This is a genomic window from Histophilus somni 2336 (assembly GCF_000019405.1).
Taxonomy (GTDB): Bacteria; Pseudomonadota; Gammaproteobacteria; order Enterobacterales; family Pasteurellaceae; genus Histophilus; species Histophilus somni.
This window is the reverse complement of record NC_010519.1, coordinates 983030-1009608: the sequence shown is the minus strand read 5'-3', so window position 1 is coordinate 1009608 and position 26579 is coordinate 983030. Positions and strand designations below refer to the sequence as shown.

At 40.2% G+C, this 26579-nt stretch carries 25 protein-coding genes, 7 tRNA genes, 3 rRNA genes and 1 pseudogene; 18 read left to right on the top strand and 18 right to left on the bottom strand.

Annotated elements, in window-relative coordinates:
• Window positions 1–220: 220 nt before the first annotated feature.
• Window positions 221–1018 carry a hypothetical protein gene (locus HSM_RS04500; protein ID WP_012341678.1) on the top strand — a complete coding sequence of 266 codons (798 nt, stop codon included), beginning with the start codon at window positions 221–223 and terminating at the stop codon, window positions 1016–1018.
• Between the two features lie 69 nt (window positions 1019–1087).
• On the opposite strand, the gene HSM_RS04495 is transcribed toward HSM_RS04500, so the two are convergent.
• The gene (locus HSM_RS04495) at window positions 1088–1276 is read right to left on the bottom strand and encodes a hypothetical protein (RefSeq protein WP_041605051.1); all 189 of its coding nucleotides are present in this window, start codon (window positions 1274–1276) and stop codon (window positions 1088–1090) included.
• A 533-nt stretch (window positions 1277–1809) separates the two neighbouring features.
• Here HSM_RS04495 and HSM_RS04490 point away from each other — a divergent pair.
• The 11 genes from HSM_RS04490 to HSM_RS04445 all read left to right on the top strand — a co-directional run bounded on the left by HSM_RS04490 (window position 1810) and on the right by HSM_RS04445 (window position 8570).
• A complete protein-coding gene (locus tag HSM_RS04490; RefSeq protein ID WP_012341677.1) occupies window positions 1810–2649 on the top strand; it encodes a phage antirepressor N-terminal domain-containing protein in 840 nt (279 codons plus the stop codon).
• An 86-nt stretch (window positions 2650–2735) separates the two neighbouring features.
• On the top strand, window positions 2736–3020 hold the full coding sequence (locus HSM_RS04485; protein ID WP_012341676.1) for a hypothetical protein: 285 nt from the start codon (window positions 2736–2738) through the stop codon (window positions 3018–3020).
• Window positions 3017–3454, top strand: coding sequence for a hypothetical protein (locus HSM_RS04480; protein WP_012341675.1), 438 nt, complete (start codon window positions 3017–3019; stop codon window positions 3452–3454). Before HSM_RS04485 ends, HSM_RS04480 begins: the two co-directional genes overlap by 4 nt.
• Entirely contained in the window at window positions 3451–3777 is a 327-nt protein-coding gene (locus HSM_RS04475; RefSeq protein ID WP_012341674.1) for a hypothetical protein, read from the top strand. Before HSM_RS04480 ends, HSM_RS04475 begins: the two co-directional genes overlap by 4 nt.
• A 152-nt stretch (window positions 3778–3929) precedes the next feature.
• Entirely contained in the window at window positions 3930–4568 is a 639-nt protein-coding gene (locus tag HSM_RS04470) for a ribonuclease H-like domain-containing protein (protein WP_012341673.1), read from the top strand.
• 318 nt (window positions 4569–4886) lie between these two features.
• Complete coding sequence (locus tag HSM_RS11265) at window positions 4887–5315, top strand: LbetaH domain-containing protein (protein WP_012341672.1); 429 nt, start codon at window positions 4887–4889, stop codon at window positions 5313–5315.
• A gap of 60 nt (window positions 5316–5375) precedes the next feature.
• The gene (locus HSM_RS04460) at window positions 5376–5876 is read left to right on the top strand and encodes a DUF551 domain-containing protein (RefSeq protein WP_012341671.1); all 501 of its coding nucleotides are present in this window, start codon (window positions 5376–5378) and stop codon (window positions 5874–5876) included.
• Window positions 5869–6138 carry a hypothetical protein gene (locus HSM_RS04455; RefSeq protein WP_041605049.1) on the top strand — a complete coding sequence of 90 codons (270 nt, stop codon included), beginning with the start codon at window positions 5869–5871 and terminating at the stop codon, window positions 6136–6138. Before HSM_RS04460 ends, HSM_RS04455 begins: the two co-directional genes overlap by 8 nt.
• Before the next feature lie 44 nt (window positions 6139–6182).
• On the top strand, window positions 6183–7280 hold the full coding sequence (locus HSM_RS04450) for a DNA cytosine methyltransferase (protein WP_012341670.1): 1098 nt from the start codon (window positions 6183–6185) through the stop codon (window positions 7278–7280).
• A gap of 31 nt (window positions 7281–7311) precedes the next feature.
• Complete coding sequence (locus HSM_RS10575) at window positions 7312–7611, top strand: helix-turn-helix domain-containing protein (protein WP_075290674.1); 300 nt, start codon at window positions 7312–7314, stop codon at window positions 7609–7611.
• Entirely contained in the window at window positions 7515–8570 is a 1056-nt protein-coding gene (locus tag HSM_RS04445; protein ID WP_012341669.1) for a tyrosine-type recombinase/integrase, read from the top strand. The genes HSM_RS10575 and HSM_RS04445 overlap by 97 nt, the downstream gene beginning before the upstream one ends.
• Window positions 8571–8601: 31 nt before the next feature.
• Here the strand turns inward: HSM_RS04445 and HSM_RS04440 are convergent.
• Window positions 8602–8678, bottom strand: a tRNA-Arg gene (locus tag HSM_RS04440).
• A gap of 25 nt (window positions 8679–8703) precedes the next feature.
• Window positions 8704–8780: transfer RNA gene (locus HSM_RS04435), tRNA-Pro, on the bottom strand.
• Between the two features lie 192 nt (window positions 8781–8972).
• Here HSM_RS04435 and folD point away from each other — a divergent pair.
• Window positions 8973–9821, top strand: a complete 849-nt coding sequence (folD, locus tag HSM_RS04430) for a bifunctional methylenetetrahydrofolate dehydrogenase/methenyltetrahydrofolate cyclohydrolase FolD (RefSeq protein ID WP_012341667.1) — start codon at window positions 8973–8975, stop codon at window positions 9819–9821.
• Window positions 9822–9858: 37 nt separating this feature from the next.
• Here the strand turns inward: folD and cmoA are convergent, their stop codons facing one another.
• Complete coding sequence (cmoA, locus tag HSM_RS04425; RefSeq protein ID WP_041605047.1) at window positions 9859–10584, bottom strand: carboxy-S-adenosyl-L-methionine synthase CmoA; 726 nt, start codon at window positions 10582–10584, stop codon at window positions 9859–9861.
• 160 nt (window positions 10585–10744) lie between these two features.
• On the opposite strand from cmoA, the gene aspS reads away from it, so the two are divergent.
• From aspS to HSM_RS04415, 3 genes are read left to right on the top strand one after another with little or no spacing between them, the layout of a single operon-like run.
• Window positions 10745–12511, top strand: coding sequence for an aspartate--tRNA ligase (aspS, locus tag HSM_RS04420; protein WP_012341665.1), 1767 nt, complete (start codon window positions 10745–10747; stop codon window positions 12509–12511).
• Window positions 12504–12752, top strand: coding sequence for a hypothetical protein (locus HSM_RS10570; protein ID WP_157857764.1), 249 nt, complete (start codon window positions 12504–12506; stop codon window positions 12750–12752). The genes aspS and HSM_RS10570 overlap by 8 nt, the downstream gene beginning before the upstream one ends.
• An 8-nt stretch (window positions 12753–12760) precedes the next feature.
• Window positions 12761–13705, top strand: a complete 945-nt coding sequence (locus HSM_RS04415) for a hypothetical protein (RefSeq protein ID WP_012341664.1) — start codon at window positions 12761–12763, stop codon at window positions 13703–13705.
• Window positions 13706–13780: 75 nt separating this feature from the next.
• Here HSM_RS04415 and HSM_RS04410 read toward each other — a convergent pair whose 3' ends face one another.
• The 4 genes and pseudogenes from HSM_RS04410 to HSM_RS11150 form a co-directional block, all read right to left on the bottom strand.
• On the bottom strand, window positions 13781–14257 hold the full coding sequence (locus tag HSM_RS04410) for a flavin reductase (RefSeq protein ID WP_012341663.1): 477 nt from the start codon (window positions 14255–14257) through the stop codon (window positions 13781–13783).
• Window positions 14258–14263: 6 nt separating this feature from the next.
• Window positions 14264–15295, bottom strand: coding sequence for a methionine synthase (locus HSM_RS04405; RefSeq protein ID WP_012341662.1), 1032 nt, complete (start codon window positions 15293–15295; stop codon window positions 14264–14266).
• A gap of 79 nt (window positions 15296–15374) precedes the next feature.
• Window positions 15375–16355 (bottom strand): putative oxygenase MesX, encoded by a 981-nt coding sequence (locus HSM_RS04400; RefSeq protein ID WP_041605045.1) that lies wholly within the window; start codon window positions 16353–16355, stop codon window positions 15375–15377.
• Between the two features lie 233 nt (window positions 16356–16588).
• Window positions 16589–17427, bottom strand: a pseudogene (locus HSM_RS11150) (tyrosine-type recombinase/integrase); the annotation flags it as partial.
• Window positions 17428–17467: 40 nt separating this feature from the next.
• On the opposite strand from HSM_RS11150, the gene HSM_RS04390 reads away from it, so the two are divergent.
• Entirely contained in the window at window positions 17468–18121 is a 654-nt protein-coding gene (locus tag HSM_RS04390; protein WP_011608478.1) for an IS1595-like element IS1016C2 family transposase, read from the top strand.
• Window positions 18122–18301: 180 nt separating this feature from the next.
• Here the strand turns inward: HSM_RS04390 and HSM_RS10565 are convergent, their stop codons facing one another.
• The 9 genes from HSM_RS10565 to HSM_RS04350 form a co-directional block, all read right to left on the bottom strand.
• Complete coding sequence (locus tag HSM_RS10565) at window positions 18302–18559, bottom strand: Arm DNA-binding domain-containing protein (protein WP_075482039.1); 258 nt, start codon at window positions 18557–18559, stop codon at window positions 18302–18304.
• 165 nt (window positions 18560–18724) lie between these two features.
• A tRNA-Val gene (locus HSM_RS04385) sits at window positions 18725–18801 on the bottom strand.
• Window positions 18802–18862: 61 nt separating this feature from the next.
• A 5S ribosomal RNA gene (gene rrf / locus HSM_RS04380) occupies window positions 18863–18978 on the bottom strand.
• Window positions 18979–19102: 124 nt separating this feature from the next.
• Window positions 19103–22095: ribosomal RNA gene (locus HSM_RS04375) — 23S ribosomal RNA — on the bottom strand.
• 185 nt (window positions 22096–22280) lie between these two features.
• Window positions 22281–22356: transfer RNA gene (locus HSM_RS04370), tRNA-Glu, on the bottom strand.
• Window positions 22357–22431: 75 nt separating this feature from the next.
• A 16S ribosomal RNA gene (locus tag HSM_RS04365) occupies window positions 22432–23972 on the bottom strand.
• The 16S, 23S and 5S rRNA genes sit together here with 5 tRNA genes alongside, the layout of an rRNA operon.
• 153 nt (window positions 23973–24125) lie before the next feature.
• Window positions 24126–24202: transfer RNA gene (locus HSM_RS04360), tRNA-Pro, on the bottom strand.
• A gap of 6 nt (window positions 24203–24208) precedes the next feature.
• Window positions 24209–24284 (bottom strand) — tRNA-His (locus tag HSM_RS04355).
• Between the two features lie 21 nt (window positions 24285–24305).
• Window positions 24306–24382 (bottom strand) — tRNA-Arg (locus HSM_RS04350).
• 402 nt (window positions 24383–24784) lie between these two features.
• Between HSM_RS04350 and hemL the strand changes: the two genes are divergently transcribed.
• Complete coding sequence (hemL, locus tag HSM_RS04345; protein ID WP_012341659.1) at window positions 24785–26083, top strand: glutamate-1-semialdehyde 2,1-aminomutase; 1299 nt, start codon at window positions 24785–24787, stop codon at window positions 26081–26083.
• A 163-nt stretch (window positions 26084–26246) separates the two neighbouring features.
• Here hemL and HSM_RS04340 read toward each other — a convergent pair whose 3' ends face one another.
• A complete protein-coding gene (locus HSM_RS04340) occupies window positions 26247–26489 on the bottom strand; it encodes a hypothetical protein (RefSeq protein WP_143432684.1) in 243 nt (80 codons plus the stop codon).
• Between the last annotated feature and the right edge of the window lie 90 nt (window positions 26490–26579).

Below are 26579 nucleotides of genomic sequence, written 5' to 3'. Positions count from 1 at the left end.
ACTCCAAGTTATCAGCCCCATCTCAACAGGTGGGGCTTTGTCCTGTTATCAGCCCCGTGCTGATGTCGCCTATTATAAAAGATAGTACACTATAACACAAGAAAATAGTACACTATCTCAAAATAATTTTACTTTACAACCGCCCCACTTCGGATTAAGATAACCGCACTACAAGCCGTTCAATAACGGCTTTTTTTGTGTCTAAAATTTGAGGTGGGTTATGGTTGCTGAAACACATTACACAATAGATAAAAATATGAAACTACTAATCGAAATTGATAATAGCGAGCCATTGCAGCTATCAGTTTTTTGTCAAAGTATGGAAGGTATTGCTGCAGAATATCGCCAATTTATACAAGACAACAAAATTGATATTGAACCCTGTGAACAGCATATCTATGTAGAAAAAATCACACAAGGCTGCTTCCTTATTGAGCTTGCAGCACTAGTATCAAGCACATATCCACTTATTGAGCAAGCAAATGCGATTCTTGAATTTGGAGGGCACTTGAAAAATATTTTAGATTGGGCAATGAATAGAGGCGAAAAGCCTGAACGCCTTACTGCGAATATGTTGAAAAATGCCAATAACATTTTAGAGCCTATCGCAATCGATCCTAAAGCACAATTCAATTTACAAGTTTCTAATAATCAAGGCGATGTACATATACATCTACACGCAGACAATGCACTTGCAGGATTGGCACAAAACAATATTAACCGAGAATTAAAACTACTCAAAGAGCGAGAAGAAAACACTTTACAAAACACGACACTATACTGGTCATCCACCGCAGATGCTCAAAGCAAAGCACACGATAGAGCTATTATTCCTGCAGTATCACAAAAGCCTGTACGAGTAAAATTTGAAGACAAGACACTCAAAGAAAAAATGATATTAAATGAAGAATACCCGTACCATAAAATTTTCTTAGTTGATGTTTTAGTTGAATATATTGATGAAGAGCCAGTCATCTACAAAATATTAAAATTAAACAATTCAATGAACAAAATCTAAATTGACAAACCACCGCCCAATCATTTAGGATATTCCCACTTTCAACAGAAAGTCGGGATTGGTCGCACGTTATGCGACCTTTTTTGTTTCGGCAAAAAGCTTAATCCCTTGCGTCACAATTTGGGTTTTAGACAACCCTGTTTGGCTGGAAAGCTCGGCAAGCAATGCAATCACATCTTCGTGAAGTTTATAAGATTGCAACCGCACACCACGCTTTTTATCGCTTTTTGCATTGATTTCAGCTCTTGTCATTGCCATAGAAAACTCCTTGCATTTTGGGTTAAGTTAGCTTAAGATTGGAGTCATCGGGGGAATGCCCTCCCCCGATGGATTATCCTAGAACGCTGGCATTGCCACCATTAAGAGGATAATTAGGATTAACGCTTTGAACAACATATCCTAAACTCCATTTTGAATGCCCCGAACCCAACAAGTCGGGGTTTTCTTGTATCTAAAGCACCTTGCCTTAGATATGTTTATTGTAGTACTACTTACATTTTAACGCAAGTACTTTTTGTAATAAATATTACATTTTTATCTATTGACAAACGAAGAAATTTAACCTACTATTCCCCCATAGGTGTCGAAACCTCATACTCTAAGGCGGATAGTTCACTAATCGCCACTAGGCGATTTTTTTATATCCGTAATCCTGACTATGTCGGGAGGGCGACTAATACAATACCGAAAGGAAATACGTCCAGCCCTTACCTTAGAGTGGGTTTTCGAACCTCCCGACGCCACTGTCGAAAGTGGCTTGTTTTAAACAAATAGACTCTAAGGATTACAAAATGACTACACAAGTCTCCACTCAAACCATCTCTTTTAACAACCAAGCCTTAGTCACATTCGAGCAAAACGGCACACATTACACCGCAATGAAACCGATCTGCGAAAATATCGGTTTAGATTGGGCTTCTCAATATTCAAGAATTAAGCGTGATGACATTCTAAATTCAACTATTGTTATCATAACAACGGTTGCAGAAGATAGTAAAATACGTGAAATGCTCTGCCTTCCGATTGACTACCTTAACGGCTGGCTATTCGGTATTGACGTGAACCGCTGCAAGCCTGAAATTCGGGAAACACTCATCAAATACAAAAAAGAGTGCTATGCAGCTCTACACGATTACTGGTTCAAGGGCAAAGCCGAACGCAAAACGACTGTTGATGACCGCACAGGATTACGTAACGCCGTCAATATGCTCGTTAGCAAAAAAGGCTTACTCTACAACGAAGCCTACAATCTTGTTCATCACTATATGAATGTGGAAAGTATTGAGGATATCCCCGCAGATAAATTACAAAGTGCGGTCGAATATGTTCACAAAATTTGTTTAGAGAGCGAGCTGATTATTACACCGCCTAAGACCGCAGATAGAGACGAAATTACCATTTCCGCCGAATTATTCGAAGCGATTATGAAACATACTCGACTAGCTAAAAAGCTTGCTGAACAAACAGAAATCTTTCATCGTCAACTCTTTTTAATGCTCGGACTTGAACGCCACATTCGAAACGATATTGGAGCATTGTCTTATGACGTTGCTCATGAGTTTAATCCGTGGCTACAAAAAGGCGAAGAAATATTAGCAACACATAATCCTTTGGCATTGCCAAGATTTTAAACCTCAAAGGAAACCGACCGCACTTTTCCAGTGTGGCGGTTTCACTCAACCTAAATTCAGTAAATTGACCAAAAAGGAAACAAAAAATGAATAATTTATTAATCTCATTTTACAGATGGCTTGGCTTTATCGTTCTTATCGTGGCTATTTTTCTTAGCACTCTACTTGTCTTTGCCTATTTTCACCCAGCGTTTGCTCAATATGGAAAACTCTCCCCCGAAGCACAACTTGCCTACGATGAAGAAATGGCAAGAATTGAATGGATTTCACGCAAGGGCGACATACCGCCACCGCCTACCCAAGCCGATGTAGACTACATGCAAAAATACACCGAACAACTACAAGCACAGTATGACAAGGAGGGGAAATGAAGATGAATAGCTACAAAATCCAAATTTTACAAAATCCAATCAGTAAAAAATTTTATGGGGAAGTTTGGGTAGATGATGAGAGAGAGTACCGCACTTGCAATCCGATGGTGAGCGAAATCATCGCCATTAAAGCGACAAACAAAGCAATCGACATCATCAACATGACAAAAGAATTAAAAGGGATAAAGAAACTACCTATGCTTCAGGAGAAACTGGGCGTTCTGGCTATTGAATGGAAAAATCCAAGGTTAAGTGCGGTAATCAAGAGCGAGCGAGGTAAAACAATACACAAGGTTCAACATTGTCAATTTGATGAAGAGGGTAATTTATCTATTAAGTTAGATCGCCAAACAAGACATCACAGCGTATTAACCTTTGACTTAGCCTCTATTGAAAAATTAAAAACGCTACTTTTAAAAGGAAAGAAAAAATGAACGATATGCAATTAATTCAAGCGGTAGATAGACATTTTGACCATATGGCAGAAGCATATTTTGGTGAAGACATTGAGGATAGTTTGGAATTTAAACGAGTGCGTACCGAAGTTTTGATGGAACTACAAGATCCAAACAGCCAAATTTACAGCCAATTTTATGATGAGTTAGACAATAGCGAAGATTACCATATCGCACTTGGGAGCGGTGCGATGATGGATATTATCGAAACAAGACAACAAGCTATAGAAAAAGTGATCAAGGCACAATTTTTTATGCGAAAGCAGAGAATGATGATAGTGATTACTGGAAACAAACAATGAGAGGTTAATAATGCTAGATGTTGACAAACAACCAGAATGGGAAAACCCAAAACACGGTGTATTCAGTCCACATTCTCAATTTAAAACTTGCGATAACATCAACCGATTTTTACGCAAACTAAAATCAAAAAAAACTAACAAGGAGCAACAAAATGAAAATCTATTTAGACATTGAAACAATCCCAACACAAAACAACGAAATCAAAAACTATGTTTGTGAAAATCTCAAAGCCCCTGCTAACTACAAAAACCCTGAAACAATTGAAAAATGGTTAGCAGAAAATAAACCCGAAGTCGTCAACAAGACCGCTCTTGATGGTGCATTTGGTGAAATTGTAGTTATCGGTGCAGCAGTTGATGACACTTCACCTGTTTTGTTCTATTGCGAAGATTGGCAATTACCAGATCGGGAAACTCGCATTTTAACTCAATTTAACGACTGGTTACGCAAACATATCACTAAAGCTACACCACTTATGATCGGACATAACATTACTAAATTTGATGATCGCTTTATCTTTCAACGCTCTGTGATCAACCGTATCAAACCTTGCTACACCCCACTTCGTCACAATATCTATGACACCATGACCGAATGGGCAGGTTATGGAAACACTGTTTCCCTCGACAAATTATGCAAAGTACTTGATATTGAACAAAAAGGCGATATTGACGGATCAAAAGTATGGCAATACATCCAAGACGGCAAAATCAACGAAGTAGCTCAATATTGTGCAAAAGATGTTGAACGAGTAAGAGAAATCTACAAAAGAATGACGTTTGTGGAATAATGAAAAAAACACTCTCTATGCGACTATTCTAGCCTCATTGAACGCGTAAGTGCCGCACAAAAATACTACGATCAGCTTATTTCGGAAATGAGTTGATTGAAAAAATTAATCCGACAAACGACGTTAACAAACAAGGAAATTTAATATGAAAGACAAGTTCAAAAAAAATACGAACTTCTTCAAAATGATACTATTCAACAGAATGGTAAAACACTCTACCGAATTAAAGCATTAATCTCTTTTGGTGATATAAAGGCGGGTAAGCTGGGCGGTTATATTGAGAAAGAAGAAAATCTAAGTCATGATGGAAATGCTTGGGTGTATGACAATGCTAGAGTGTATGACAATGCGAGAGTATTCGGTAACGCTAGAATACATGGTAACGCCGTGGTATGTGACAAGGCTTTGGTATATGGCAACGCGGTTGTATGTGATGACACCTACGTACGAGATAACGCAGAAGTCTATGAAGACGCTATTATAGGCGACTGTGCGTGGATAACAGAGAATGCTAAGGTTCGTGGCTACGCTCATGTGCGTGACGACGTCTATGTGTTCGCTAATGCAAAGATATTACAAAGCCCAACAACGCCGGAAAAAGGCTATGAATATCAATTCAAAGTCCCGAAAAAAAATGCTGGGGCGACAAATCCGTGCCTACAAAATCACCCCAATTTTAGAAGAAACCCACTAAACAGGAGAAACAACATGATAGTAAATAACAAATGGATCGCCAGAAGAAGATGATCCACTTAAACGTGAAATTAAGATTACAGATTAATCAATAACACCACTAAGGAGAATAATATGAATAATAAAAAATACTTTTCGATTGATGTATCAAACGATATTCATTCGGTTGAGTTGCACGAAACGCTGGAACAAGCAAAACAGAGTTGTTTAAACAGTGCTGTTGATGCCTACGATTTTGCGAACGATTTGGATGAATTTGAAAATTATGAAGGATATTACCTACCATTTGCAGTTTATGGTGTTATTTTGGGAAAAGCAATCTCAAGTAAGAGGCCATTAACTAAAGAGGAAAAGGAGTCAGGATATTACGATGAGATTGATGAAATTATCAACTCACCTGAAATCTTAGAGATTAACGGTTGGATTAGTGTTAAAGATAAACTACCAAAATCAGGCGAAAGAGTGCTTGTATATTTCAAAAATGCAAGCCGAGACTATAAATCTATTACTTTGTCAGAACTTGTTGATGGAGAATTTAATATGAGTAGTAAACTTTTTGAAGTTACTCATTGGCAACCACTCCCACAACCGCCTAAGGATGTTAAAAATGAGTAAATGGATTAGTGTAAGAAACTCATTGCCTCAACTCAATCAACCTGTTTATGTAAATATACCACATTTAGATAATCCCAAAATAATTGGGTATCTAACATTCATAGACGCAGAGCGTAAACCAAGGAGAGAACCAAATTACTGTGATGAATTAGGGAATGAATATGTATATGTCTGGGTCATACCTGAATTTAATGCCACTTTCGAATTAGAACAAATTGATAAATTTGCGGAAATCCCACCGCTACCATCCGAAACTGAATAACCACACAACGCCCTCAATTTTGAGGGCTTTTTATTGGAGTAACAATGTTCACCTACGGCTCAATTTGTTCAGGAATTGAAGCAGCAAGTGTGGCGTGGCAAGGCTTAGGCAAGCCTTTATGGTTTGCTGAAATTGAACCTTTCCCGTCCGCTTTACTTGCTTATCGATACCCTGAAATCCCAAATCTAGGCGATATGACCGCCTTGCCTGAAAAAATCCTAAATCGTGAAATCAAAGCCCCTGACGTGTTAGTTGGGGGTACACCTTGCCAAGCATTTTCGGTTGCGGGCAAGCGAGAAAGCCTTGATGACGAGAGAGGAAATTTAACTTTAGCTTTAATCCATATTTTAGAGGCAATAGATTATGTCAGAAATCAAAATGGACAACCGCCTTGCGTGCTCGTCTGGGAAAATGTACAAGGTGTCTTATCTACCAAGGACAACGCATTCGGACACTTTTTGGCTGGACTGGCTCAAGAATGTCAGCCATTACAACCTTCAGGGGCAAGATGGACAAACTCTGGTTATGTGCATTCAGCCCGTACTATCTGTTGGCGAGTCCTCAATGCTCAATACTTCGGCGTTGCCCAACGACGTAAAAGAGTGTTCCTTGTGGCTAGTGCTAGAGGGCGAAGTGTCGCACAAATACTCCTTGAGCAAAAGAGCTTGCGAGGGGATTTTAATCAGAGCCAAGAAGAGGGGAAAAGTTCTGCCCAAAATATTGGTGGATGCTCTTATGGAGCGTATCCATCAATAATTTGCAAAGACAAGGAGTATGCTGTAGGAATTAGTATCGCACCTACAATGACTGCATCACAGTATAAGGTGTTATTCGAAGTCAAAGGCGAAGAGGCTGTGCGAATTGCAGATAAACCAATATCACCAACATTAAAAGCAAGAATGGGGACAGGTGGAAATAATGTACCTTGCATTTGCCAACCATCTATTATTCGCAAGCTCACTCCAACCGAATGCGAGAGATTGCAGGGTTTTCCTGATAATTGGACACTAATCCCATATCGCAACAAACCGATTGATGATTGCCCCGATAGTCCACGTTATAAAGCTATCGGTAACTCAATGGCAGTCCCTGTAATGCGATGGATTGGGGAGCGACTAGTAGATTATTTAAAACAACCCTAGCCACCACTAGGGTTTATTTTTTGGAGGAAATATGGAAGAAACTCTCACTATAAAACAAGTCGCGAAACACTTAAACCTTAGTCAAAGTGCGGTTAGAAATCATCTCTATGACTGGGGATTTTTTAGAATGAAAGGATCTAATCGTTGGCTTATCCATAAATCAGATCTTGATTTACTCAAAAAACGAGCAAATAATAGCGACCGATTAGCTTTGTCGGTCGAAGAGGTAACACTATGTCGATCTACAGAAGAACAAAAGATGGCCCATGGTGGGTTGATATCACAACCCCAAGCGGTAAGAGAATTAGACGCTCTGCTGGCACAACTGTAAAAAAGGAAGCTCAACATTACCACGATCAGCTTAAAGCAGAAACGTGGAAAATAGATAGGCTTAACGAAAAGCCAGAATATATTTTTGAAGAGGCGTTACTGCTGTATGTACGCTCTGCAGAAGGTCTAAAAGATACAAGCACAAAAAAACGACACGCTAAATATTGGCGTGAGAAATTCCAAGGACGGGTGCTTAGCTCTTTAACAACTCAAGAAATCCTAAATCATATCCCTACCCGGAATATGAACACAAACAAACCGCTCACCAACTCAACCAAAAACAAATATATACAGTCTATTTTACGGATCTTAAATCTTGCTCATCAGGCTGGGTTGGTCGACAAAGTCCCACACCTACCTAAAAATGCAGAACCGCCTATTAGGGTTAGATGGATCACAAAAGAGCAAGCAAAAGACTTACTTGCCAAGCTAAATAGTGATTGGATGAGAGCCATTTGTGCGTTTGCATTAATGACAGGTGCTCGCAGGACGGAAATACTGACAATGACTTGGGATAAAATAGACTTTGTGCGTAAGGTAGCGATCGTGACTAATGATGTTGCAAAATCAGGTAAAGCACGATCACTACTCCTAAGCGACGAAGCAATCTTATTGCTTAAGTCATTACGTGGCAAACACGCAAAATATGTGTTTGTTGGGCGTGAGAATAATAAGCTAAATGACATTAACCGCAAAGCATTTAATGCAGCAGCTAGAAAATGTTTTTTGCTTGATTTTCACTTTCACGATCTCCGTCATACTTGGGCGAGTTGGCACGTTCAGGCAGGCACTCCTCTCTTCACACTTAAAGAATTAGGTGGATGGGAAACGCTTGAAATGGTAAAAAAATACGCTCACTTAAATGCAGATCATCTGCTAGAGCACGCAAACAAGGTTGAATTTAATGGCACATTTACGGCACAGAGCAAATCTGTGACACATTTAAAACTTATTGCCTGAGTGATAACTGCTTGATATATAAGGATTTAAATGGCACGCCCTATTGGATTCGAACCAATGACCTACGGCTTAGAAGGCCGTTGCTCTATCCAGCTGAGCTAAGGGCGCATATAAAAAATAATAAATATAAAAATGGTCGGCGAGATAGGATTTGAACCTACGACCCACTGGTCCCAAACCAGTTGCGCTACCAAGCTGCGCTACTCGCCGATGAGGTGCATTATAATTTTCTTTCATAAACAGTCAATTACTTTTTCACTTTTTTATTTGATTGATGAAATTTCTCTCAAATTGACTTACATTTCTCGCTTTTTTTTGACACAATAGCAGCGTTTTTCATGTTCAATAATTTAAATGATTGTTATGTTGCTCATTTGAGATCAAATTTGAAGGAAAGAATTAATGCCCGCACAAATTATTTCAGGTACTGAACTCTCTAAAAACATTAAATTTAATGTTGCTGAAAAAATTCAGCATTATCTTCAACAAGGGAAAAGAGCACCAGGACTAGCTGTTATTTTAGTTGGTGCTGATCCTGCCTCTCAGGTTTATGTGGGAAGTAAACGTAGAAGTTGTGAGGAACTCGGTATCTATTCAAAATCTTATGATTTACCGGCAGAAACAACCGAACAAGAATTATTAACTCTCATCGAACAACTCAATCAAGATCCGCAAATTGATGGTATTTTGGTGCAATTGCCATTACCAGAGAAAATTAATTCTACTAAAGTGATTGAACATATTTCCCCAACAAAAGATGTCGATGGTTTTCATCCGTATAATGTTGGGCGTCTTTGTCAGCGTATTCCAACCTTACGTGCTTGTACGCCTTTGGGCATAATGAAATTACTGGAAACCACAGGCGTTGATCTGTACGGACAACATGCTGTTATTATAGGAGCATCAAATATTGTTGGTCGCCCTATGGCACTGGAATTACTGTTAGCCGGCTGTACAGTTACAGTTACTCATCGTTTTACTAAAGATTTGAAAAGTCATGTGCACCAAGCGGATATTCTAGTTGTTGCAGTAGGTAAGCCACACATTATCCCTGGGGAATGGATTAAAGAAGGTGCAATTGTTATTGATGTTGGAATTAACCGAGTTGATGGCAAGTTAGTCGGTGACGTGCAATATGATGAAGCGAGCAAAAAGGCGAGTTTCATTACTCCAGTTCCGGGAGGTGTTGGTCCGATGACTGTTGCGATGCTTATGTTTAATACGCTACTCGCTTATGAAAGTCATAGTTAAACTTAGTCAGCCTCTTACTTCAGAGGCTGTTTTTTTGTTATTTTATCGCCACCATAGAGCCAAAATTAAAACATTGAAACCAAAGTTCTATTTGGGAGAAACCTGCTGACTTTAAGCGTTCTTTATGTGTTTCTATACTATCCGTTCTCATCACATTCTCAAGTGCGGTGCGTTTTTGACTTACTTCTAATTCACTGTAACCATTGGCTCGCTTGAATTGATGGTGTAAATCAATAAGCAAGTCGTCCATTTTTTTATTTTCAAAACGAAATTTTTCCGATAAAACCAATCCTCCGTTAGGATTAAGTCCCTGATATATTTTTTCCAGTAACAATTGACGATCTTGTTGCGGTACAAATTGTAATGTGAAATTTAAAATAACCATTGATGCATTTTCAATTTTAATATTACGAATATCATCACACAAAATTTCAACGGGAATATCACTCTGATAAGCGTTAATATGTTGACGACAACGTTCAACCATCGGTAATGAATTATCCACGCCGATAATTTTTACATTAGGCTGAGTGATATGGCGACGAGCAGATAACGTGGCTGCACCACGAGAACACCCCAGATCATACACTAGCGAGTTAGCCGTCACAAACCGTTCGGCAAACATGCCTATGGCAGTAATGATATTGGAATATCCGGGGACAGAACGCTGTATCATATCAGGGAATACTTCAGCGACATTTTCATCAAAAGTAAAATCTCCCAGTTTTTCAATGGGTGCAGCAAAAATACAATCTTTATTCATTATTTTATGGTTCATCTAAAAAAGTGTAAAAAAGTGCGGTCATTTTAGAAGAAGTTTAAGTCTCACTCAAATAAATTCCGTCCGCTCTTTCAATATAAGCGAGATTTCAGCTATAATTCGTCGACTAATTTCAGTAGTTTCAGATATAAAGGAAGTCATTATGATGCGTTCTCATTATTGCGGTGCATTGAACCGTAGCCATATTGGACAACAAGTAATATTAAGCGGATGGGTTCATAAACGTCGTGATCTAGGCGGTTTAATTTTTATTGATATGCGTGATCGTGAAGGTATTGTACAAGTTTGTTTTGATCCGAAATATCAAGAAGCATTGACGGAAGCCAGTGCATTGCGTAATGAATTTTGTATTAAAATCGAAGGTGAGGTTATTGCTCGTCCAGATAATCAAATTAATAAAAATATGGCGACGGGCGAGGTGGAAGTTGTAGCTAAAGCATTGTCTGTTTATAACGTTTCGGATGTACTTCCTTTAGATTTTAATCAGAATAATACAGAAGAACAGCGTTTAAAATATCGTTATCTTGATTTGCGTCGTCCTGAAATGGCTCAACATTTAAAAACCCGTGCCAAAATTACCGCTTTTGTACGTCGTTATATGGATGAAAACGGTTTTTTAGACATTGAAACCCCAATGCTTACCAAGGCTACGCCTGAAGGTGCACGAGACTATTTAGTTCCAAGTCGAGTACATAAAGGCAAGTTTTATGCTTTGCCGCAATCACCACAGTTGTTTAAGCAACTATTGATGATGTCCGGTTTTGATCGCTATTACCAAATTGTGAAGTGTTTCCGTGATGAAGATTTGCGTGCAGATCGTCAGCCGGAATTTACTCAAATTGATGTGGAAACTTCCTTTATGACTGCACCGGAAGTACGTGAAATTATGGAAAAAATGGTGCATGGTTTATGGCTAAATACCATAGGCGTTGATTTAGGCAAATTTCCGACAATGACTTGGCAAGAGGCAATGGAACGCTTTGGTTCAGATAAACCGGATTTACGTAATCCATTAGAAATAGTCGATGTAGCTGATATTGTGAAAGATATAGATTTCAACGTTTTCAGCGACCCTGCAAATAGCTCGAACGGTCGTGTGGCTGTCATCCGTGTACCAAACGGTATAAATATCACTCGAAAACAAATTGACGAATATACTCAATTTGTCGGTATTTACGGTGCGAAAGGGTTAGCTTGGGTAAAAATTAATGACATCAACGCTGGATTAGAAGGCGTACAAAGTCCAATTGCAAAATTCTTAACGACAGAAAAAATCAAAGCAATTTTTGACCGCACTTCTGCCCAGAGCGATGATATTTTGTTCTTTGGAGCGGACAAATGGCAAACCGCTACTGACGCAATGGGAGCGTTACGATTGAAACTAGGTCGTGATTTAGGTTTAACTCACTTAGATGAGTGGAAACCTCTTTGGGTTATTGATTTCCCAATGTTTGAACGTGATGAAGAAGGTAATTTAGCTGCAATGCACCATCCGTTCACTAGTCCAAAAGATTTCACACCGGAGCAATTAGAAGCAAATCCGACAAGTGCGGTGGCAAACGCCTATGATATGGTCATTAATGGTTATGAAGTAGGTGGTGGCTCAGTGCGTATTTTCGATCCAAAAATGCAACAAACTGTATTTCATATTTTAGGCATTGATGAAGATCAACAGCGTGAGAAATTTGGATTCTTGCTTGATGCCTTAAAATTCGGCACGCCTCCACATGCAGGTTTAGCATTCGGCTTAGATCGTTTAACGATGTTGTTAACCGGAACAGATAATATTCGTGATGTTATCGCATTCCCGAAAACAACAGCCGCAGCTTGTTTAATGACTGACGCACCGAGTCTTGCTAATGAAAAAGCTTTGGAAGAGTTGGCGATTAAAGTCACTAGAAGTGAATAATATTGAAAAATGGTGGAAATTATCCACCATTTTTCTCTCTAAAAAGACCGGAAATAACAATATGCTAAATCAGTCAGTCAGTCAGTCAGTCAGTCAGTCAGTCAGTCAGTCAGTCAGTCAGTCAGTCAGTCAGTCAGTCAGTCAGTCAGTCAGTCAGTCAGTCAGTCAGTCAGTCAGTCAGTCAAAAATCCTACCATTGATTTTTCACGTTTTCAAGCCAACACTCGTTCTGAAGGCTTAAGCGGTTTTATGCGATTACGTAATGAAGGAGAGTTTCTTGCTCAATCTATTGAAAGCTGGCTTCCTTTATTAGATGAATTGGTGATTGTCTATAATAATTGCCAAGACAATACGGGTGAAATTGCTGAACAATACGCAAAACTTTATCCTAATAAAATAAAAACTTTTCACTATTTACCTGTTGTTTATCCTCAAGGTAGTGATAACTATAAAAATTTAGAACCTGATAATCCTCATAGTCTGATTAATTACTATAACTTTTCATTAAGTCAAACTACGAAGAAATGGGCTATAAAAATAGACGGAGATTTAATTCTTTGTGCAGAAAAAATACCGTTGCTAAAACAGACTTACCTAGACTTAAAAGAAAATTATCCCAATGATGTATTACCTGTTTCAGGAATTAATATTATTGATCATTGTGGTGAACTTTATATTTCTTACAGCTCACCTTATTGTGGATTATATGGTGATCTATGTTTATTTAGAGTAGATGAAGATAGCATCTTTAAAAAAAACAAGGAAACAGAATTTTTAGACATTAGTCAAAGAAATATTAGAAAAAATATTTTCGCCTATTACCACTTAAAATTTATGAAAGCAGATTTTGGGATTGGTAACTATGAGTTACAACAAAATAAACATTCTGTTTATTTGCCAAAAACTATCTCATTTTTATTCAATTTAGAACTCATCCCTTTACATAAAATATTATCTTATACTCAAATGCCGAATACTACATTGTCTGATTTCAAGTTAAATAGAAGAAGGCAATATAAATTGGAAGCAATGCAATATTTAGAACAAAGTTACCAACTCTTCTCACTAGCTCTATTAGAAAAAGAACTACATAACAGTCAACTATTGGTTAAACATCAAAAAAGAGAACAATTACTTTATAGACGTACATACAATCGTTTCAAATATTTTCTAAGAAAGTTAATAAAATCATAGCGATTTTTTCAAATTAACACCGTAACTTATCGACTTATAAGTTACGGTATAAGACTTACGATTTATTTACAAATTTCATTTAAGAATGCGGTAAGAACGATTGTGATATACCAACGCTTCTTTCTTATCACCTTGTTTAATAGCTACAATTTCACAAATCAAAATACTGTGAGTACCGACTTGCTTAATATCTGTAATTTCGCAATCAAAATTAATCAGTGCATCCTGTAACATCGGCGAGCCTGTAGCCAATGTTGTCCAATAAGCATTAGCAAATCGCTCTTCTTGACTTAAGGGTGAGGCGAATACATTTGATAAAGAAGATTGTTCGGCAGTCAAAGTATTCACCATTAGCACCCTATTTTTTATAAAATGCTCATAGGCACGTGCATTGCTATTGACACACACAAGCAATGTTGGCGGTGAATCGGTCACGCTACAAACGGCTGATGCTGTAAAGCCATGCTGCCCTGTTTCACCACTTGTGGTCACAATATGAACTGCTGAGGCAAGTTGTGCCATTGCATCTTTAAATTGAGAGACTTCTACCATATCAGATTAACCTGCTAATTCTGCTCGAATAATTGCCGCACCTTGACTTAACGCATTGAGCTTGCTGTTTGCAACTTGACGTGAGAGCGGTGCCATACCGCAGTTAGTACAAGGATAAAGATTTTTTGCGTCTACAAATTGTAGTGCTTTACGCAAAATATCCGCTACTTGTTCAGGTGTTTCTATGATATTGGTTGCTACATCAATCGCACCAAGCATCACTTTTTTACCTCTCACCAGCTCAATCAGTTCCATAGGTACACAAGAATTTTGGCACTCTAAAGAAATAATGTCAATTTTCGATTGTTGCAATTTCGGGAAGCTTTCTTCATATTGTCGCCATTCACTGCCGAGAGTCTGTTTCCAATCAGTATTTGCTTTAATTCCATAACCGTAACAAATATGCACCGCAGTTTCACATTTTAATCCTTCCGCTGCACGTTCCAATGCTGCCACGCCCCAATCATTCAATTCGTCAAAGAATACATTGAACGCGGGTTCGTCAAACTGAATAATGTCTACACCTGCTGCTTCCAGCTCTTTCGCTTCTTCATTTAAAATTTTGGCAAATTCCCATGCTAACTTTTCACGACTTTTGTAATGTGCATCATATAATGTATCTATCATTGTCATTGGACCGGGTAATGCCCATTTAATCGGCTTATCAGTATGCTTGCGTAAGAATTTTGCATCGTCTACAAATACGGAGCTTGGACGAGAAACTTCACCAATTACGCTTGGTACGTTTGCATCATAGCGGTTACGGATACGCACTGTTTTACGCTTATTGAAATCTACGCCCTCTAAATGCTCAATAAATGTAGTCACAAAGTGCTGACGAGTTTGTTCACCATCGCTGATAATATCAATCCCTGCTGCAACTTGTTCAGCAAGGGAAACTAATAGTGCATCTCTTTTAGCTTGAAAAAGTTCATCGCCCTGATATTTCCATTCAGACCAAAGTTTTTCAGGTTCAGCAAGCCACACCGGTTTTGGAAGACTACCGGCTGTAGAGGTTGGGAGAAGAATTTTGCTCATTTTGGTTTTCCTAAATAAATGTGTAGGGGCGGAATTTAACCCACCCTACGAATGTATCAAATAAAAATACTGTCTTGATTTATTTTTCAGCCATCCAGGCATCTAAAATTGCTTTATATGGCTTAATAAAATGTGCTTCAGTATATTTACCTTGTTTGATTGCAAGCTGTGTACGCTCAACACGATCATATTCTACTTTGGTCACAGAGTAATCTTGATAAGTCAAGCTACCTTTATACACTTGACCAGCCACAGAATTAGCATTGTAAATTTCTGGACGGTAGATTTTCTGGAAAGCTTCCATTGTAGCAATTGTACTAATCAATTCAAGATTGGTGTAATCATTCAACAAATCTGAATTACTATCAAAATAAAACGCATAAGGTGCAACAGATTTTGGTGGCATAAAATAACGCACAGATAACCCCATTTTCGCAAAATACTCATCAGTTAAAGAATAATTATCTTGATGATATTCCACCCCTAAAATCGGATGAACATTTGTGGTTCTGCGGTAAGTACGAGTAGTTGCAACACTTAAACAAATCACCGGAGGCTTACTATATTTTTCTTTATATGCAGAGGAAGTTAACAGATGTTTGAATAGCTTGCCATGCAATTCACCATAGCCTTTCGGTACAGTAAATTCTTCCTTGTTTCTGTTATGCTCTAACAACAAAACGCTGAAATCATAGTCACGCACGAAAGACGAAAAATTGTTGCCTACGATACCATCAATTTTTTTGCCAGTTTTATGGTCGATGACATAGGTTTTCAGCCATTCAAGTGCTGGAAAAAAATTACCTTTTCCCTCCATATCAATATCTATTGACACGATCTCTAACTTCACAGAATAACGATCATTAGTTGGATTATCCCAGTTTGCCAAATCGTTAAAACGCTTATCAATCATTGCAATGACATTTTGCAAATTTTCTTTGCGGTTTTCGCCACGCGCAAGGTTAGCAAAGTTGGTCGTTAAACGGGTACTCTGCATTTCTGGTTGGTAATTTTCATCAAATTCAAGCGTATGTACACGGCATTCAAATGTTGTCATCATATTAATTTTTCTCATTTTTAGAATAATGGTGTATTAAACCATAAAAATTTTTTAAGAAAAATGAGATTTTTTGCCAAGACTATGAAAATAATTCATATTTTGCCTTTACTCAGCTTTACTCAGAGGACTGACCACAACTACTATATCATCCTCGTTAGTATTGCCAAAATAAGTAGAATGAATCGATATTCATATGATATTGATAAATAAAAAACCTAGAAACATTGATTTTTCTAGGTTTTACTGTCAATTTGATTGATTAAAAAATTCTGGTGCACATACCCCCAAAGTTGCATAATTGGGCGACGCTGTTCGATGTAGTCAGCACGGTTATAGACCTGACTAACCTTATCCCCTATCTTGTGAGCTAAACAACTTTCAGCAAGTCTAAAATCAATCATATTGTCTTCTAAATAAGTTCTTGCAATCGTCCTTAATCCGTGGGCGTCTTGTTTACCTTGATAGCCTATTTCACGCAACGCATTAGCAATTGTGTCTTTACTCATTGTTTGATTAGGTTTTGTGAATGATGGAAATACATATTTATGATGTCCCGTTATTGGTTTCAATTGCTCTAAAATATTTTATCATTTGTCTTGATAAGGGTACAGAATGCGAAAATCTCCCCGTTCTAACCTTCTTCATTTTTTCTTTAGAAATAATAAACCAAATTTTTTATTTAAATCAATTTCACTCCATTCCACTGAAACAGCTTCGGCAGCAGGGCGTACCATTGATAACAATTACCACCTAAATAAAAATTTAGTTAATAGCTCTCTGTTAGATTGTTCAAAATCAGCCAATAATAGGGGAAGTTCAGAATAATGAATAGCAGGGTGATTTTTTTGGTAGTTCTTTGTGATATGCTTTGCTAGCTTGTAGGCAAGGATTAAATGATAAAACACCCAAATTAACAGCGTAATTTAATACTTGATTAACTAAATTTATAATGCGGTGCATAGTGCCATTTTTACCTTGCTCGTAAAGAGGCTTGACAGCATTAATTAGTAAAAAAAAAAGGGGGGGTAATATTCTCTATTGAGTAAGCCCCCAAATGAGGAAATAAATGATTAGGGGCTGTATTAGATTAGTAAGTATGCTAGTCTATAAAAATGAAAATAACTCATTGTAAATTAAAGAAATCTATACAGAAAAAGCTCCTTGAGTTTTTTGTGTTAGAAGTGACAGCTCGATCAGCAGCTAATATTTTAGGTATCAATCCAAATTCAAGTGCCTTGTTTTATCGTAAAATTCGTGAAGTCATCAGCTATCATTTAGCCCTTGAAGCCGATGATGTTTTTGATGGACAGATTGAGCTTGATGAAAGCTATTTTGGTGGTCATCGTAAAGGAAAACGAGGGCGTGGAGCAACCGGTAAAGTGGCTGTTTTTGGCTTGTTAAAACGACAGGGAAAGGTATTTACGGTGGTGGTAGAAAATACCAAAACCGAAACGATAATGCCTGTAATCACAAGGAAAATCAAGCCTGACAGTTGGGTTTATACCGATACATATCGTAGCTATGATGCTCTTGATGTGAGCCAATTTCACCACGAACGCATCAATCATTCGGAGTTGTTTGCAGTGAAAGAAAATCACATCAACGGTATAGAAAACTTTTGGAGTCAAGCCAAACGGATACTCCGAAAATATAATGGAATTGACCGAAAAAACTTTCCTTTGTTCTTGAAGGAATGTGAATTTCGGTTTAACTTTGGAACACCAAAAGAGCAGTTAAAAACATTGCGAAAATGGTGTGGAATTTAGGGCTGATCTAATACAGCCCCAATGATTATTTAATCGCTCCCAATTTTTAGCCATTGTTAGAGGTTCTATCTCTTTCACGCTTTTATCTTTCCATTACTCGGCAATTGCTAAAAGCGTCCTTTTTTTGCTCTGTTCTTGCTCTGTTCTATGTTGCTCGTTATATGCCTGTGGATCTATGTATTATGCTAATAATGCTTTAAACTCTTCTCTTTTTGCTCTTGCTTGAGCAATAGAAAAATCAGGGTAGTTACCTATGGTTAGCTTTGTTCTTTTTTGTGTTACAGGGTGATTATAGCGAAATCGCCAAATTTTTGAGACGGATGGGTATAGCTGTAAAAATAAGCCTTCACAGTCGTTTAGTTCTGCCCTGTTTCCTGTTATATACTTTGCCTTTTCTACTTGTGTATTTGTAAGAGGTTGTATAATTTTAGTACTCAATAATCAAACTAATTATAATGCGTGGGTACTAAAATGGGTGCTATTATTCAAGGTCAATGTGATTTATCCTGACGCAACTAGCGTTAATCGGATAGCAAAAAAGCCTTGTTATACAAGGCTTTTGGGTTGAAATGCGTTACTATGCGTTACATTGATTTATTCATTTGGTGCGACTAGCTGGACTCGAACCAGTGACCCCCACCATGTCAAGGTGGTGCTCTAACCAACTGAGCTATAGTCGCAAAAAAACTTGTTTTGTTAGCTTACTAATATAAATAAACTAACAAAATAAACTCATAAAAAACTTGGCGGTGCCCTACTCTCACATGGGGAATCCCCACACTACCATCGGCGTTACAGCGTTTCACTTCTGAGTTCGGCATGGTGTCAGGTGGTCCCACCGCACTATCGCCGCCAAGTTAAATTCCTCTCTCTTATATCCCGTCTCTATCTCTTCTTCAATAAAAAAACAAGCCTCTACTTCAAGTCTTCCTCTCTCTATCCTGTCCCGCTTCTTCCTCTATGCAAAACACTCAAGATTGTATGGTTAAGCCCCTCGGGAAATTAGTATGGGTTAGCTCAATATATCACTACACTTACACACCCCACCTATCTACGTCTTAGTCTCAAACATCCCTTACTAACTCTTCATTAGGGAGAACTCATCTTAAGGCAAGTTTCGTGCTTAGATGCTTTCAGCACTTATCTCTCCCGCATTTAGCTACCCAGCAATGCTTCTGGCGAAACAACTGGTACACCAGTGATGCGTCCACTCCGGTCCTCTCGTACTAGGAGCAGCCCCCCTCAATTCTCCAACGCCCACGGCAGATAGGGACCGAACTGTCTCACGACGTTCTAAACCCAGCTCGCGTACCACTTTAAATGGCGAACAGCCATACCCTTGGGACCTACTTCAGCCCCAGGATGTGATGAGCCGACATCGAGGTGCCAAACACCGCCGTCGATATGAACTCTTGGGCGGTATCAGCCTGTTATCCCCGGAGTACCTTTTATCCGTTGAGCGATGGCCCTTCCATTCAGAACCACCGGATCACTATGACCTGCTTTCGCACCTGCTCGACTTGTCCGTCTCGCAGTTAAGCTCGCTTATACCATTGCACTAACCTGACGATGTCCGACCGTCATTAGCAAACCTTCGTGCTCCTCCGTTACTCTTTGGGAGGAGACCGCCCCAGTCAAACTACCCACCAGACACTGTCCGAGTACCCGTCTCAGGTACTTCGTTAGAACATCAAACATTAAAGGGTGGTATTTCAACACCGACTCCATGCAAACTGGCGTTCACACTTCTTCGTCTCCCACCTATCCTACACATCAATATTCAATGTTCAGTGTCAAGCTATAGTAAAGGTTCACGGGGTCTTTCCGTCTAGCCGCGGGTACACCGCATCTTCACGGCGATTTCAATTTCACTGAGCCTCGGGTGGAGACAGCCTGGCCATCATTATGCCATTCGTGCAGGTCGGAACTTACCCGACAAGGAATTTCGCTACCTTAGGACCGTTATAGTTACGGCCGCCGTTTACTGGGGCTTCGATCAGCTGCTTCTCTTTCGATTACAACATCAATTAACCTTCCAGCACCGGGCAGGCATCACACCCTATACTTCCACTTTCGTGTTCGCAGAGTGCTGTGTTTTTAATAAACAGTTGCAGCCAGCTGGTATCTTCGACTTACTTCACCTTCACCCGTAAAGAGCTACAATTACCGTAAGCGCACCTTCTCCCGAAGTTACGGTGCCATTTTGCCTAGTTCCTTCACCCGAGTTCTCTCAAGCGCCTGAGTATTCTCTACCTGACCACCTGTGTCGGTTTTCAGTACGGTTCCAATAAACCTTTCGCTTAGTGGCTTTTCCTGGAAGCGTGGTATCAGTTACTTCGTCTCCTTAGAAACTCCTCTTCACCCCTCAGCGTTTAATAGAAGACCGGATTTGCCTAATCTTCCCACCTACAGGCTTAAACGACCATCCAACAGGCCGATAACCTAACCTTCTCCGTCCCCACATCGCAGTTTATCAAAGTACGGGAATATTAACCCGTTTCCCATCAACTACGCTTTTCAGCCTCGCCTTAGGGGCCGACTCACCCTGCCCCGATTAACGTTGGACAGGAACCCTTGGTCTTCCGGCGAACGGGTTTTTCACCCGTTTTATCGTTACTTATGTCAGCATTCGCACTTGTGATACGTCCAGCAAACCTCTCAATTTACCTTCTTCCGCTTACACAACGCTCCCCTACCCAACAGGAGCAACATTAATGATTCTTGTCGCTTCTCAATCCAACTCAACCTTCGTTTACTCAACCAACTCACTCCCTTCGTGAGTCGTTACCTAAAAACCATTAATGTTGCTCCTGATGCCGCAGCTTCGGTGCTATATTTCAGCCCCGTTACATCTTCCGCGCAGGCCGACTCGACTAGTGAGCTATTACGCTTTCTTTAAATGATGGCTGCTTCTAAGCCAACATCCTAGCTGTCTATGCCTTCCCACCTCGTTTCCCACTTAATATAAACTTTGGGACCTTAGCTGGCGGTCTGGGTTGTTTCCCTCTCCACGACGAACGTTAGCACCCGCCGTGTGTCTCCTATGCATTACTCTTCGGTATTCGCAGTTTGCATCGGGTTGGTAATCCGGGATGGACCCCTAGCCGAAACAGTGCTCTACCCCCAAAGGTATTCACATAAGGCTCTACCTAAATAGATTTCGGGGAGAACCAGCTATCTCCCGGTTTGATTGGCCTTTCACCCCCAGCCACACGTCATCCGCTAATTTTTCAACATTAGTCGGTTCGGTCCTCCAGTTAGTGTTACCCAACCTTCAACCTGCACATGGCTAGATCACCGGGTTTCGGGTCTATACCTTGCAACTTAACGCCCAGTTAAGACTCGGTTTCCCTTCGGCTCCCTTATTCAGTTAACCTCGCTACAAAATATAACTCGCTGACCCATTATACAAAAGGTACGCAGTCACCTCTCGGCTCCCACTGCTTGTACGCACAAGGTTTCAGGTTCTCTTTCACTCCCCTCCCGGGGTTCTTTTCGCCTTTCCTTCACAGTACTGGTTCACTATCGGTCAATCAGGAGTATTTAGCCTTGGAGGATGGTCCCCCCTTCTTCAAACAGGATTCCTCGTGTCCCGCCCTACTTCTCGTTAGCTTAGTACCACCGCGCCGCCTTAAGGTACGGGATTATCACCCTCTATGATTGAACTTCCCAGTCCATTCCCCTAACAGCTACGTTATCACTAACCGGCTCCTCCGCTTTCGCTCGCCGCTACTCACAGAATCTCTTTTGATTTCTTTTCCTCGGGTTACTTAGATGTTTCACTTCTCCCGGTTCGCCTTTCATTACTATGTGTTCATAATGAAATGATAGACTCTTCGCCTATCGGGTTTCCCCATTCGGATATCTCGGATTATTCGCTTCTTATCAACTCATCCAAGCTTTTCGCAGATTTGCACGTCCTTCTTCGCCTCTGATTGCCTAGGCATCCACCTTGTGCGCTTATTCACTTAACCATACAATCTTGAATGTTCCGCTCTATCAATAACTTCATCATCCCTTCTCGTATCTCTAGCATACTTAGCCACCTTTCAGACTAAGTATACCCTACTCAGACTTCCTCTCGAAAATCTCTCAGTTTTCAGCTTGTTTCTATATTGTTAAAGAACTTCTTTAGAGACACTTCAAAAGTATCCTTAAATGGCGTCCCCACGGGGATTCGAACCCCGGTTACCGCCGTGAAAGGGCGATGTCCTAGGCCTCTAGACGATGGGGACAACATTCAACGATGCTCTCCCGCCCTCTCTTACCTATCAGACAATCTGTGTGAACACTCGTGATTACTTCTCTTATAAGGAGGTGATCCAACCGCAGGTTCCCCTACGGTTACCTTGTTACGACTTCACCCCAGTCATGAACCATACCGTGGTAAACGCCCCCTTTCGTTAAGCTATCTACTTCTGGTACAACCCACTCCCATGGTGTGACGGGCGGTGTGTACAAGGCCCGGGAACGTATTCACCGCGACATTCTGATCCGCGATTACTAGCGATTCCGACTTCATGGAGTCGAGTTCCAGACTCCAATCCGGACTTAGACGTACTTTCTGAGCTTCGCTTACCCTCGCAGGCTCGCCTCCCTCTGTATACGCCATTGTAGCACGTGTGTAGCCCTACTCGTAAGGGCCATGATGACTTGACGTCATCCCCACCTTCCTCCAGTTTATCACCGGCAGTCTCCTTTGAGTTCCCACCCTAACATGCTGGCAACAAAGGATAAGGGTTGCGCTCGTTGCGGGACTTAACCCAACATTTCACAACACGAGCTGACGACAGCCATGCAGCACCTGTCTCTAAGCTCCCGTAGGCACACCACCATCTCTGGCGGCTTCTTAGGATGTCAAGAGTAGGTAAGGTTCTTCGCGTTGCATCGAATTAAACCACATGCTCCACCGCTTGTGCGGGCCCCCGTCAATTCATTTGAGTTTTAACCTTGCGGCCGTACTCCCCAGGCGGTCGATTTATCACGTTAGCTTCGGGCACCAAGTATTCACCCAATCCCCAAATCGACATCGTTTACAGCGTGGACTACCAGGGTATCTAATCCTGTTTGCTCCCCACGCTTTCGCACTCGAGCGTCAGTATCTTCCCAAGGGGCTGCCTTCGCCTTCGGTATTCCTCCACATCTCTACGCATTTCACCGCTACACGTGGAATTCTACCCCTCCCTAAAGTACTCTAGTCACCCAGTCTGAAATGCTGTTCCCAGGTTAAGCCCGGGGATTTCACACCTCACTTAAGTCACCACCTGCGTGCCCTTTACGCCCAGTCATTCCGATTAACGCTCGCACCCTCCGTATTACCGCGGCTGCTGGCACGGAGTTAGCCGGTGCTTCTTCTGTGATTATCGTCAATCAATTAATCTCTTAAACTAATCGCCTTCCTCATCACCGAAAGAACTTTACAACCCGAAGGCCTTCTTCATTCACGCGGCATGGCTGCGTCAGGGTTCCCCCCATTGCGCAATATTCCCCACTGCTGCCTCCCGTAGGAGTCTGGACCGTGTCTCAGTTCCAGTGTGGCTGGCCATCCTCTCAGACCAGCTAGAGATCGTCAGCTTGGTGAGCCCTTACCTCACCAACTACCTAATCCCACTTGGGCTCATCAAATGGCAGGTGGCCTCACAGTCCCACCCCTTTAGTCCTTAGACATTACGCGGTATTACCCACAGTTTCCCGTGGCTATCCCCCTCCATTCGCCAGATTCCCAAGCTTTACTCACCCGTCCGCCACTCGTCAGCAGAGAAAGTATTCTCCCTCCCCGTTACCGTTCGACTTGCATGTGTTAAGCCTGCCGCCAGCGTTCAATCTGAGCCATGATCAAACTCTTCATTTTAATCTCTTCGCTCAATAAATACTGACTATTTCATCCATCTTTTCTCTATGAATTTCTCTAGTTTAAGCACTTATCTTACTCTTTTAATCTCTTATTAATACAGTCTCACAAGTGCCCACACAGTTTGTCTGATAGTTTGTTAAAGAACAAAAATGGTCGGCGAGATAGGATTTGAACCTACGACCCACTGGTCCCAAACCAGTTGCGCTACCAAGCTGCGCTACTCGCCGACTAATTGGGGTGGCTAATGGGACTTGAACCCACGACAACCGGAATCACAATCCGGGGCTCTACCAACTGAGCTATAGCCACCACATTTGATATAACGTCGCCTGGCACGCTCGACAGGATTTGAACCTGCGACCTTTGGCTCCGGAGGCCAACGCTCTATCCAACTGAGCTACGAGCGCTCATCGCGTCGTTGCGGGGCGTATATTAAGAGTTTCACAATTACTTGTCTAGCATTTTTTTACTTTTTTTTATTATTAGATAATTTTTTATCCAAACTGACGTTTTTTTAATAAAATTTATGAAGTGATATTACATTTCATGATTTTATTCTCTGCGTTCTTTTTTCATTCTCTTAGCCCAACGGAATGACAAAATTCGTTACGAAATAAGGAAGAATTGCACCTTAATAATGCTTACGATAATGTGTTTACCAACTAATTCAATTTGTTGAGCAATTGGGTGCATAATAAATAATGTAAAAGAACATCTAAAAACCTCGTATTATAAATATTTTTATAAATTTATCTTCATTTACAGTAGAATACAAAGTGTGTTTTTAACAATATATTAAAGGATTTATCATGACAACTTCAGCGACATTATTCTATCGTGCACAACAAGTTATTCCAGGCGGAGTAAACTCTCCAGTTAGAGCATTTAAAGGTGTGGGCGGAACGCCAGTGTTCATAGAAAAAGCCAACGGTGCGTATATTTTCGATATAGAAGGAAAACAATATATTGACTACGTAGGTTCTTGGGGACCAATGATTTTAGGTCATAACCACCCATCAATCTTAAGTGCGGTACTAAAAATAGCAGAAAATGGGCTAAGTTTTGGAACACCTACACCGCTTGAAATTGAACTTGCGGAACTAATTTGTCAATTAGTCCCATCAATTGAAATGGTGAGAATGGTCAATTCGGGAACAGAGGCAACTATGTCAGCTATTCGTTTGGCTAGAGGCTATACTAAAAGAGATAAAATTTTAAAATTTGAAGGCTGTTATCATGGTCACTCGGATAGTTTGCTTGTCAAAGCCGGCTCCGGATCTTTGACTTTGGGACAACCAAGCTCTCCCGGTGTTCCGGAAGACTTTGCTAAACATACCATCACTTGCGAATATAATAATCTTCAATCTGTCAAAAATGCTTTTGAACAATATCCTGATCAGATCGCCTGCGTTATCGTTGAGCCTGTTGCAGGTAACATGAACTGCATCCTTCCGAAACAGGATTTTTTACAAGGCTTGCGTCAACTTTGCAATGAATATGGTTCTCTATTTATTATTGATGAGGTCATGACAGGATTTCGTGTAGCCTTAGGCGGTGCACAATCTTACTATGAAGTGACACCTGATCTAACAACATTAGGAAAAGTCATTGGAGGAGGTATGCCCGTTGGTGCTTTCGGAGGCAAAAAAGAAATTATGCAATATATTGCACCTACAGGTCCCGTATATCAAGCAGGAACATTATCAGGAAATCCAATTGCTATGTCTGCCGGAATCGCATGCTTAAATGAATTGAAAAAAGAAGGTAACGAACAACGTTTAGCAATGCTCACAAAAAAATTGGCATTAGGTTTAAAAAACTTAGCAAATCAACATAATATCCCGCTTGTAGTCAATTATGTAGGCGGAATGTTTGGCATCTTCTTTACAACACAAAATGAAGTTACCTCTTACCAACAAGCAATTCAATGTGATATTGAAAGGTTTAATTTATTTTTCCACAAAATGTTAGAACAAGGTGTTTATCTTGCACCATCTGCATTTGAAGCAGGTTTCATGTCATTAGCACACACTGACGCAGATATTGACCGCACTTTACAAGCGGCGGATATTGCTTTTGCCAGTTTACGCTCATCATCATTTTCCTAACGACATGACAAAATAATAAACTTGGTTTAATTGTGATGTAGATCTTCATGTAATACAGAATGTCAGCTCGCATTTTGATAGAAAAATTCAATCCGAGTATTTAAATTTTTAGCCACTTTCTGCTTAAAAGAAAGTGGCATAAATAATAAAAATTCACTCTTTGCTATCGCTTAGGATAGCTTACTTTGTTATCAGCAATTTTTATTACTTTTTCTGAAAGCAATTTATCAATTACTAGAACAACCAATTTTTCAGCCTCTTTTATATCAATATTATTTAAACCGCAACGGCTACGAATATTGTTTTTTAAGCTTTCCAATCTTACTGGAAAATTTCTAGTTGCCGTTTGTTCCATGACAAATCCGCCCCTGTTTTTTATGTTGAATAAAGTTACAAATACCATCATAGCCCTGATCATTGGATAAAATGTAAGGTCTCAGGAGCTACATTAGCAGCACATTGAGCAAAAAGAGAGAATAATACTTGTGTTGTTATG